General features: G+C 43.3%; 11 protein-coding genes. 9 read left to right on the plus strand and 2 right to left on the minus strand.

Features of this window, described 5'->3' with window-relative positions; genetic code table 11:
- Window positions 1-432 (minus strand): restriction endonuclease (locus tag AC3LHT_RS05570; RefSeq protein WP_488662220.1); only part of this gene is annotated, 432 nt, incomplete at its 3' end.
- A gap of 100 nt (window positions 433-532) precedes the next feature.
- Here AC3LHT_RS05570 and AC3LHT_RS05575 point away from each other — a divergent pair.
- From AC3LHT_RS05575 to AC3LHT_RS05595, 5 genes are all read left to right on the plus strand, one after another.
- Window positions 533-1,876 carry an HD-GYP domain-containing protein gene (locus AC3LHT_RS05575; RefSeq protein WP_488662221.1) on the plus strand — a complete coding sequence of 448 codons (1,344 nt, stop codon included), beginning with the start codon at window positions 533-535 and terminating at the stop codon, window positions 1,874-1,876.
- A gap of 135 nt (window positions 1,877-2,011) precedes the next feature.
- Window positions 2,012-3,355, plus strand: a complete 1,344-nt coding sequence (locus AC3LHT_RS05580) for a GntP family permease (RefSeq protein ID WP_488662222.1) — start codon at window positions 2,012-2,014, stop codon at window positions 3,353-3,355.
- 26 nt (window positions 3,356-3,381) lie between these two features.
- Window positions 3,382-4,629 carry a glycerate kinase type-2 family protein gene (locus tag AC3LHT_RS05585; RefSeq protein ID WP_488662223.1) on the plus strand — a complete coding sequence of 416 codons (1,248 nt, stop codon included), beginning with the start codon at window positions 3,382-3,384 and terminating at the stop codon, window positions 4,627-4,629.
- Window positions 4,630-4,728: 99 nt separating this feature from the next.
- Window positions 4,729-4,959, plus strand: coding sequence for an FmdB family zinc ribbon protein (locus AC3LHT_RS05590; RefSeq protein WP_366011297.1), 231 nt, complete (start codon window positions 4,729-4,731; stop codon window positions 4,957-4,959).
- Window positions 4,960-4,981: 22 nt separating this feature from the next.
- On the plus strand, window positions 4,982-5,386 hold the full coding sequence (locus tag AC3LHT_RS05595; RefSeq protein WP_290645880.1) for a DUF5362 family protein: 405 nt from the start codon (window positions 4,982-4,984) through the stop codon (window positions 5,384-5,386).
- 20 nt (window positions 5,387-5,406) lie between these two features.
- On the opposite strand, the gene AC3LHT_RS05600 is transcribed toward AC3LHT_RS05595, so the two are convergent.
- On the minus strand, window positions 5,407-6,048 hold the full coding sequence (locus AC3LHT_RS05600) for a hypothetical protein (RefSeq protein WP_488662224.1): 642 nt from the start codon (window positions 6,046-6,048) through the stop codon (window positions 5,407-5,409).
- A gap of 120 nt (window positions 6,049-6,168) precedes the next feature.
- Between AC3LHT_RS05600 and AC3LHT_RS05605 the strand changes: the two genes are divergently transcribed.
- The 4 genes from AC3LHT_RS05605 to rsgA form a co-directional block, all read left to right on the plus strand.
- The gene (locus AC3LHT_RS05605) at window positions 6,169-6,855 is read left to right on the plus strand and encodes a zinc metallopeptidase (RefSeq protein ID WP_290645883.1); all 687 of its coding nucleotides are present in this window, start codon (window positions 6,169-6,171) and stop codon (window positions 6,853-6,855) included.
- Window positions 6,855-7,859 carry a transcription antitermination factor NusB gene (locus AC3LHT_RS05610; protein ID WP_488662225.1) on the plus strand — a complete coding sequence of 335 codons (1,005 nt, stop codon included), beginning with the start codon at window positions 6,855-6,857 and terminating at the stop codon, window positions 7,857-7,859. Before AC3LHT_RS05605 ends, AC3LHT_RS05610 begins: the two co-directional genes overlap by 1 nt.
- 18 nt (window positions 7,860-7,877) lie before the next feature.
- Entirely contained in the window at window positions 7,878-8,909 is a 1,032-nt protein-coding gene (gene rlmN / locus AC3LHT_RS05615; RefSeq protein ID WP_488662226.1) for a dual-specificity RNA methyltransferase RlmN, read from the plus strand.
- Window positions 8,906-9,389, plus strand: a 484-nt coding sequence (gene rsgA, locus AC3LHT_RS05620; RefSeq protein ID WP_488662227.1) for a GTPase RsgA, incomplete at its 3' end; no start/stop codon positions are given. The genes rlmN and rsgA, both read left to right, overlap by 4 nt.

Below are 9,389 nucleotides of genomic sequence, written 5' to 3' on the forward strand. Positions count from 1 at the left end.
TACTCCTGTTTTCCTGGCCAGTTCTCGGGCTTCACGTGTAAACCTGCTGTTTGTAACAACCATGGCCTTGCGGCAATTGTAGATTTTCCTGGAAGCATAAACCTGCTGAACAGCTGCATTGCCCACAGAATTGCTGTATCTTTTTGCTTGAACGGCGGTACGGAGAAAGCGTTTCTTTATGACCAGATCAGCCCCCTGGTCTTTACCACGCCCGGTGAGGTGCGCATTATAGCCAAGCCTTCTGAACAAAAGAAGCAAAAACCTCTCGAAGTCTTTGCCTTCAAGGTTATCTATGAGAGACATGCTTTTTTGTACGAGCATTACTTTCCTTTTCCTGTAAAGAAGGAAAAGCAGGATCGCAAGAACAACTGCCAGGGGAGGAAGCACGTAAATCAACAGAAATTCCGATAGTACAGAAAAGTCAATATCCAACCGAAACACCTCCCGGGAGTTGCTGTAAAAAATTTTATCACACAACCATAGGATGCAAAATAGATACAATGATTTGATATAATGATTAAGGCTGATTATCATGATGGTTTTAGATTATTTCAAGAAAAAATTTATTGAAGTCGATCTGAATCCGCTAAACTTAAAATTTCGCGACGAAAAGACCGAAAAGGCCTTTCAAGATTATTATGCCAGAAACTATGCTAAAACCCTTAAATACCTTTTAATGGCTGCTGTCTTTCTGTATCTTGCTTTCCTTTTTGTTGATTTTTATGCAGTACCAATGGTCTTCAAAGAACTTGTTGCCATTAGAATTGTTTTTGTTGTTTATTGTATAGTGTTGGTATCTTTTCAAAATACAAAATTCTTTTATAACCATACACGGGCAATTGTTACGGGTATTATTCTCGCAGCAACAGCAGGCCTTATGGGCATTATCGTTATCGCTGATAACATACAGGAGTTCCGCCTTCTTGGTACTTACCAGTACGATTCTTCCATTATTCTCGTGTTATTATTCCTCTATGCCCTCGCGCGCCTTGGCTTCTGGTGGTCTGCTTTTACAGGATGGGTAGTAGTTTTGATGTATGATATCGCTATTTTGGCCGTGGGAAATCTACCGGATTATATATTAGTTGATCGTAATGTTGTTTTTTCAGCAATTAACTTCATAGGCATGCTTGCTTCTTATTTATTCGAATACGAAAGTAAGAAGGCCTTCTACTTTCAGCAAAAGTCCGCTCTTGAAAGGAAAAAGCTCGATGAACTAAACAAGAATCTGGAAATAAAAGTGGCTGAACGAACCCAGGAGCTGGAAAAGTCAAACAAAGAACTGAGCGAAGCTTTTGGAAGGTTGATAATCGCCGTGTCTAACATTACCAACTTGCGGGATCCCACCACTGCAACTCATCATGAAGAAACCGCTAAAATCGCTGTTTTTCTAGGAGAAAAGTTAAATCTTGACCATGAGTCTCTTGATGATCTGCGTATTGCCGCACTGCTACACGATATTGGCAAAATTGGTGTGCCCGCAGCCATTTTGCTGAAGTCAACAAGCCTTTCTGAGGTAGAATATGAGATTGTGAAAGAGCATGTTGGGATGAGCGTTGAATTGCTTAAGAACGTAGATTTTTCTGAAAAAGTGCTTGAGATTATACTCCAGCATCATGAGCATCTGGACGGGTCAGGTTATCCAAAGGGTTTGAAAGCTGGTGAGATTCTTCTCGAATCGAGGATTCTCACGGTTGCAAACGTATTCACAGCGATGTGCTCGCACAGGCCTTACAGGCCCGCGCATACGCCAGAAGAGGCTTTGAAAGAACTCAAAGATAACGCTGGCACTTTCTACGACCCGGAGATTGTTTCGGTCTTTGAAGCAAACTTCGAAAAAATCATCGGATTGCTGAAAAAACAGAGCGCTTGTTAGAAGGATATTTGTGTTGTGCATTATCAACCTGAAAGTCAAACTTCCCTTTTTATATTGGTCATTTGTTACTAATATAATGTTTAGTTCATATACATGGATACTCAGGTATCCATTTTACTTAAAGGGGGTAAGTGTATGGGTGTTTGGCTGGTAGTGCTTTTGTTCCTATCGGTGTTGTTCATCATCATCTCAACTGTGAGGTGGAAACTGCATCCATTCCTTGCGCTGTTGTTTTCCGCCTTTGGATTCGGGCTTTTGTCGGGAATGAAGCTTCCGGACATCATTTCTTCCATTACCGGCGGTTTTGGCGGTACTGTCGGTTACATCGGTATAGTGATCGTTGCCGGTACTATTATTGGGACGTTTCTGGAAAAATCCGGAGGGGCTTTTACCATGGCGGAAAGTGTTCTCAAGGCTACTGGTAAAAAAAGAGTACCTCTCGCCATGGCAATTATCGGCTATATTGTATCGATACCCGTATTCTGTGATTCGGGTTTTGTTATCCTAAGCCCACTTAACAAAGCTCTTTCAAAAAGGGCAAAGATAACGTTGGCTACTAGTGCAATAGCACTCAGTCTCGGCCTTTATGCCACACATACAATGGTTCCACCGACGCCCGGGCCAATAGCAGCTGCTGGTATTCTCAATGCAGACCTTGGAGCGGTAATCATGTGGGGATTGCTTGTATCTATCCCTGCAATGTTGGTAGGCTGGTTTTTCGCACTGAAGGCTGGTTCTAAAATTCAAATAGATCCAGAACCGGAGCTCACGGAAGAAGCTATTCAAGAGAAGATGAAGGATGCTCCTAAAGCAGCGAGCGCCTTTTTGCCCCTTGTGCTCCCCATATTGTTGATTCTTTTGAAATCCATATCGGATTTCCCGACACATCCCTTTGGTGATGGTGCCTTCAGAACTTTCATAGGCTTCATTGGGCACCCTGTAACCGCTTTGATGATTGGCGTGCTCATTGCTTTTACACTACCGAAGAAGCTGGACAGGGAAATGCTTTCCACTTCAGGTTGGGTGGGCAAGGCTTTGGTCAACGCTGCGCTCATAATAATGATAACCGCGGCTGGCGGAGCTTTTGGAAAGGTTCTTCAGAATTCAGGAATTGCAAGTGTCATTGGTGATACACTTGCGAAAGCCAATATCGGAATATGGCTTCCCTTCATAATAGCGGCTGGTATCAAGAGTGCTCAGGGATCATCGACGGTTGCCATCATAACGACCGCTTCACTTATGGCACCTTTGATGGACTCTCTCGGGTTCACCGGTGTTGCTGCAAAAGCCCTTGTCGTCGTTGCAATCGGCGCGGGTTCTATGGTAGTATCCCATGCCAACGACAGCTATTTCTGGGTGGTTACACAGTTCTCCAGAATGGATGTTAAAACAGGTTACAAATTGCAGACATTAGGGACACTGGTTGAAGGAATATCAGCAGCGGTGATAGTATGGTTAATAAGTCTTTTTGCTCTGTGATTTAGTATTTAGTGGAGGTGTGATTAATGAATAGCATCAGGGAAGACGCCCTATACATCGCTGATGAAGCTATCAAAGCTGTGCTTCCTGAGAATGCGGTGGTTTCTGCTCTGCAATCAAAAAAGTTTGAAGGCAACGTTGTTTTAGTGGCAATAGGGAAAGCGGCATGGAGAATGGCCGCAGCCGCAAAGGAAGTGTTAGGCGACAGGATCTCAAGAGGTGTAGTAATCACAAAATACCAGCATAGCCTTGGGAAGATCAAAGGGCTTGAAGTGTATGAAGCAGGTCAGCCGGTCCCCGACGAAAATACGCTTAAAGCAACGGAAATAGCACTTGAGCTTGTAAAAAAGCTTTCAGAAAAGGATACAGTGCTGTTTCTCGTTTCTGGCGGCGGATCTGCACTCTTTGAAAGCCTTCGCGAAGGGGTTACTCTTGACGATCTGGCAGATATTACCCAGAAGCTTTTGAATTCCGGGGCAAACATCGTGGAAATTAACACAGTCAGAAAGCATTTATCAAAGGTTAAAGGGGGAGGGTTTGCCAGGCTGGTACAACCTGCAAAGGTGTTTTCTCTGGTGCTTTCGGATGTGCTTGGGGATAGGCTCGACAGCATCGCATCGGGGCCTGCCTATCCAGACAGCAGCACATCAGAAGAAGCGATAAACATCGTAAAGAAGTATGGGCTCAACATACCAGAAAGAATCAAAAGGGTGTTAATGCTCGAAACGCCTAAAACGATAGACAATGTAGAAACGAAAATAATTGGAAGCGTTGGCAAAGTATGTGAAGTTGCTGTCAAAAAGGCAGAAGAGCTCGGGTACAAAGCGACAATTCTCACAACAACCCTCGATTGCGAGGCTAAGGAGGCGGGTGCTTTCCTCGCGGCAATTGCAAGGGAAATATCCGACTTCAATTCAACTTTCAAGAGGCCTTGTGCCATAGTTCTGGGTGGAGAAACAGTGGTTCATGTTAAAGGTAGCGGTAAAGGTGGAAGAAATCAAGAACTCGCGCTTTCGGCCGCTAAGGGAATAAAGGGTCTTAAAGGCGTGGCGATTTTATCTGTGGGAACAGATGGGACTGATGGCCCCACAGACGCGGCAGGAGGCATTGTAGATGGTACTACCGTTGTGCGTCTTAAAGAAAAGGGTCTTGATATCGACAGCTTTTTGGACAACAACGACGCCTATCATGCCCTTCAAGCGATTGGCGATCTTATCGTTACCGGGCCTACTGGAACCAACGTTAACGATCTCATTCTCATGCTGGTTAGATAGGGTGAAAGGCTTGCCTTTCACCTTTCTCTCTTTCCTCGTTTTGTTGAAGCAAAAAAATAACGTAAAATATAACTAAAATCCTTAAAGAGGAGGTAAGAAATGCCCCTATATCGTTTTGTCTGTTCAGTATGCCATCATGAAGAGAGTCTTTTGCTCAAAATCAATGAAGAAGTGCCACCCTGTTCTAAATGCGGTGGAGAGCTTGTGAAACAAATATCCAAAGTCGTGAGCTTTAAGAGTGGATCAAATCTCAAAAATAATGATGTTGGGTCCCGGGGTTCGAGCTGTTCGGGATGTTCAGGAGGAAGCTGTTCGAGTTGCGGTGGTTAAGCGTATCAAAGGGGGGATATCGATGACTGATGAAAACAAAGAAGTGAAAATTTCTTTTTCAACGCTCAAAGGTCTTTCTTACTGGGCGGGATTTCTGGGGAACTGGCTCATTGTCGTTGGCATATTCGCTTTGATTGGGGCCATCTTTTCATTGTCCAGAGGGTATCCAGGCTTAGGAGCTTTTTTGTCAGGTTTGGTGAGCGGAGTGATTTCGCTGGTTATGGGCTCCAGGCTCAGAAAGGCGAAAGCTTCCATCGAAAGCTATATGTTTTCAAATCGTTCCGTGGTGCTTGAGGATGGCCTGGACAACATTCGGGTCTTTTTTAAGATACAGGGGATTCTAATAATTATTGCAATAGTTATATTTATTATAGCAATAATCGCGGGGCTTTCAGGAACCTTTATGTTTATGGGATATCGTGGATAGCCGTGTTGAAACATAAAAAATCAGGTTTTTAATTCTCCTATCAATTTTGCCAGAGTTTTCCAGGAATCCCTCTCCTCACCAAAGGGTTCCTTGCTTCTGTGGTCGTGTTTTTTCATGTAGTTTTTCAGCAGTTGATGGAGTGCTGTGAATTTAACATTCTGAACTTCCAAAAACCATTCTCGGGTTTTGGCCTTCATGCTTGAAAGAAGTTTTGCACTATGATCAATGCATATGATGTGTTCTGAGTTTTCATATAGCTTCTTACCCTCAAGAAGGTTGAAGAATTCTTTGAAAGTATCCACGTACCTTTGAGAGGTTTGCCTTTCGAATTCACAAAGATAGCAGCTTTTACCCGAAATCACTTTCCTCTTTTCAAGCGTTCGGAGCTGAACGGGAAGCATCTCATCTAAAAGCATGGAAAGAGAAAGGGCACCGATGTTGAATTCTGAAGTAGCCAGTTCAATCAACAACTTTTTATGTGCCGTGCAAAGCCCTCCGCGTAAGAGTTTTCCACGTGATTCGAAATTGTGCATGAGATTGGAAAGCGTGGCCTCAAGCCAGCTTTTTGTGGAAAGGCTTAACGCTGAACATATGGGACAATCCAGACCAGGTTTATTCAGCAGCTCAACAAGGGTGCTCTCTGCAACATGATTTGCTTTCATGTTCCTCTCCTAATGGTTGATTTTCTTCATTTTACCACAGCGGTGAGCGTTCAGATTTGAACTGTATAATTAAAGAAAAGTCAAAAATATGGTGATATAATAATGGCTGGAGGTGGTTGAATGCTTTTCTGGGATCCAACGTTTATATTTTTGATCCCGGCGATTATTTTAGCCATATGGGCTCAATCTCTTGTACAGCAAAGATTTCACAAATATTCCCGCATAAATTCCAGTTTTGGCCTTAACGGTGCCGAACTGGCTAGAAGGCTGCTCGATAGTGCAGGTCTCTTTGAGGTGAAAATTGAATCCATTCCAGGAAAACTCTCAGACCACTATGATCCAAGGTCAAGGGTTGTGAGGCTGTCCTCTTCAACTTTTAACAGCCATTCCATCGCGGCTCTTGGTATAGTTGCCCATGAAATAGGGCATGCGATTCAGCACAAGGAGAAGTATGCTCCATTGGAGATTCGAAATGTTTTTGCCCCGGTGGCAAGCTTTGGGTCCGGTTTTAGCTGGATAATCTTCCTCATGGGTCTTTTATTCTGGTCTCCGGCGTTGATGAAATTTGGTATCCTGCTATTTTTACTTGTTGTCCTATTCACCCTTATAACGTTACCCGTAGAATTGAATGCCAGTAAAAGGGCCCACGTCCTGTTGAATAGAATGGGCATGCCCCAAAGGGAACTCGCCGCGGTCGATCAGGTGTTGAACGCAGCTGCTATGACCTATGTGGCTTCCGTGGCTATGGCCCTGATGCAATTGTTGCGAATGCTTTTTATTTCGGGGCTTTTCGGTGATCGTAACTGATGAAAGGAAGCCGGGAAATAGCACTGGAGATACTCAACTACTTCGATAAAAATGGATATATACCATCAAAAAAGGTGGAGATAGCGCTCTCCACCCTTTCTTTTGAAGCAAGGAAGTTCACTGTAAATCTGTATTTGGGTACTTTGAGAAAGCGCGTTCTCATAGACCATATTCTGAAGGAATATCTGAAAAAACCGGATAAACTCCCCGTAGCTGTGAGGAATGTATTAAGGCTGGGAGTTTTTCAGCTCTATTTTCTAAATGCCGTGCCTGAATACGCCGCTATAAAAGAGAGTGTTGAACTTGTGGGCGTCAGAAGTTTCAGAAATTTGGTTAATGCAGTATTGAGAAAAATCACAAAGGAACGTGTGGATTTGAGTGGCTTGCCTTTGTGGTTGAGATACTCTCACCCTCAATGGCTGGTGAACTACATAGAAAAGCTCCCTTATATGAGAGATATAAGACCTGTGCTGGAGTATAACCAGGCTCCCCCGATGGAAACTTATGTTGTTGATCCACAAATGTTAACAGAGCTGGAAGAAAGAGGATTTATTTTTGCTGGCAGCGATTTTTCCGATGCAGTCTTGCTTGTGGAAAGGGGAATCGGAGCCCCTAAACTGCACCGAATAGATGAAATGGAATATATCTTGAAGGGTATGAAGGAAAAGATGGTAAAAAAAGCTGGCAGTGCTCTCTCTCTTTTAAATGAGCGACCCTGGCTTTTTTCCACTCTGAAACGGGAGTCATTTTCAAATTCAAAGGAACAGCTTCTTCGAGAGATAATGGAGATAGATACTAAAGACTTTTTCTTGTTGCTTGAAACTTATAGTTTGGAAGAAACACACGACCTTGTTCTCGAGCTCGCGGAGAATGGATACGAATATGTGAACTTTGATAGCACTCTTGGAAAAGACTTGAGAGGAACAGAACAGGATTATGGTGTTTATTATTTTCCGCCTGATGCACCGAAGCCCTGTTTTATCACATATCTGAAAAAACGATGATATTTTGGTGGTGATGACTTGACAGAAATACTCTCCTTGAGTTATGAAGAGCTAAAACGCGAAATTCAGGAATTGGGCCTTGAACGATTCAGGGCTGATCAAATATTCGATTGGATATACAAAAAGAGAGTGTTTGATTTTGAAGCAATGACAAACCTGTCGAAGGGCAATCGGGTTTTTCTAAAAGAGCGTTTTGCCTTTCCGGTTTTTTCAATGAAAAGCAGGCAAAAAGCAAAGGATGGAACAGAGAAATTTCTTTGGAAATTGTATGATAACGAATACATTGAATCGGTGGTTATTCGCCATTCTGAACATATCACTTTTTGCATTTCTACTCAGGTTGGTTGCCAGCTTGGCTGTGCCTTTTGCGCAACGGGGCTCAGCGGATTTAAAAGAAATCTGAGCACTTCGGAAATCGTGGCTCAGGTTTTATACATGGAAAAAGAGATAAATGAAGACGTCGATAACATTGTTTTCATGGGTATGGGTGAACCATTTATGAACAGTAAGCCTCTTTTCAAGAGTATTGAAATCCTGCACGATGAAAAAGGAAGAAATCTCGGGATAAGGCATTTCACCATTTCCACTGCGGGCATTCCCAATGGAATAAAAGAGCTTGCGGATTCAGGACTTGCTATCAAGCTCTCCGTTTCACTTCACGCAGCCGACAATGAAAAACGAAGCAGGCTCATGCCCATTAACAGGCGTTTCTCCATTGAGGAACTCTTTGAAGCATTGAGATACTACCAGAAAAAAACGGGTAACCGGATAACCTTTGAATACATATTGATAGAGGATATAAATGATTCTTTCAAAGATGCCAAAAATCTGGCGCGCTTATTAAGAGGCTTAAAAAGCTTTGTGAACCTGATACCAATCAACCCCGTGGTTCCACAATTTCATCGTCCTCCCGTTGACAGATCAAAGACTTTTGAGGAAGAACTTAATAAACTGGGAATTGAAGCGGCTCTTAGAGTGGAAAAGGGCACAGATATAGATGCAGCCTGTGGGCAGTTAAGAAGGCGAGAGCTCAGGGGGGATAAGCGTTGAGCGCTGAAAGGTTAAAGGGAAATGTGATCCGCTATGATAGCCGGACGCTCATTGTAAGTGAATTGCACAGCCGAAAGCACTATCTATGTGATATGCCAGGGCGTTTCAAGAAACTTGGTATCAGGCCCATAGTGGGCGATGTGGTGGAGTTCGTTCCCACAGGTGATGGAACAGGAAAAGTGGAGAATATACTCAACCGTCGAAATGAACTCAAAAGACCGCGTATAGCAAATGTGGACCAGATAGTACTTGTTACATGCCTTGAAGAACCCGCTGTCTCATTTTACATACTGGATAGATTTCTCATTCTTGCTGAATACAGTACACTGCCTACGATAATAGCTGTGAACAAGGTTGACCTTTTAAGCTCCAGAAAGGCATTACTTGAGTTATATCACACTTATGGCGAATATTACAGCATAATAGAAGTATCGGCTAAAACGGGTTACAACATGGACCTCTTAAGAGAGGTGTTCAGGG

It is taken from the genome of Kosmotoga sp. (assembly GCF_982836095.1).

Bases quoted from the DNA above. Each gene is read 5' to 3' on its own strand.
- AC3LHT_RS05575 (WP_488662221.1), top strand. From the start codon at position 533: ATGATGGTTTTAGATTATTTCAAGAAAAAATTTATTGAAGTCGATCTG.
- AC3LHT_RS05580 (WP_488662222.1), top strand. From the start codon at position 2,012: ATGGGTGTTTGGCTGGTAGTGCTTTTGTTCCTATCGGTGTTGTTCATC.
- AC3LHT_RS05585 (WP_488662223.1), top strand. From the start codon at position 3,382: ATGAATAGCATCAGGGAAGACGCCCTATACATCGCTGATGAAGCTATC.
- AC3LHT_RS05590 (WP_366011297.1), top strand. From the start codon at position 4,729: ATGCCCCTATATCGTTTTGTCTGTTCAGTATGCCATCATGAAGAGAGT.
- AC3LHT_RS05595 (WP_290645880.1), top strand. From the start codon at position 4,982: ATGACTGATGAAAACAAAGAAGTGAAAATTTCTTTTTCAACGCTCAAA.
- AC3LHT_RS05600 (WP_488662224.1), bottom strand. From the start codon at position 6,048: ATGAAAGCAAATCATGTTGCAGAGAGCACCCTTGTTGAGCTGCTGAAT.
- AC3LHT_RS05605 (WP_290645883.1), top strand. From the start codon at position 6,169: ATGCTTTTCTGGGATCCAACGTTTATATTTTTGATCCCGGCGATTATT.
- AC3LHT_RS05610 (WP_488662225.1), top strand. From the start codon at position 6,855: ATGAAAGGAAGCCGGGAAATAGCACTGGAGATACTCAACTACTTCGAT.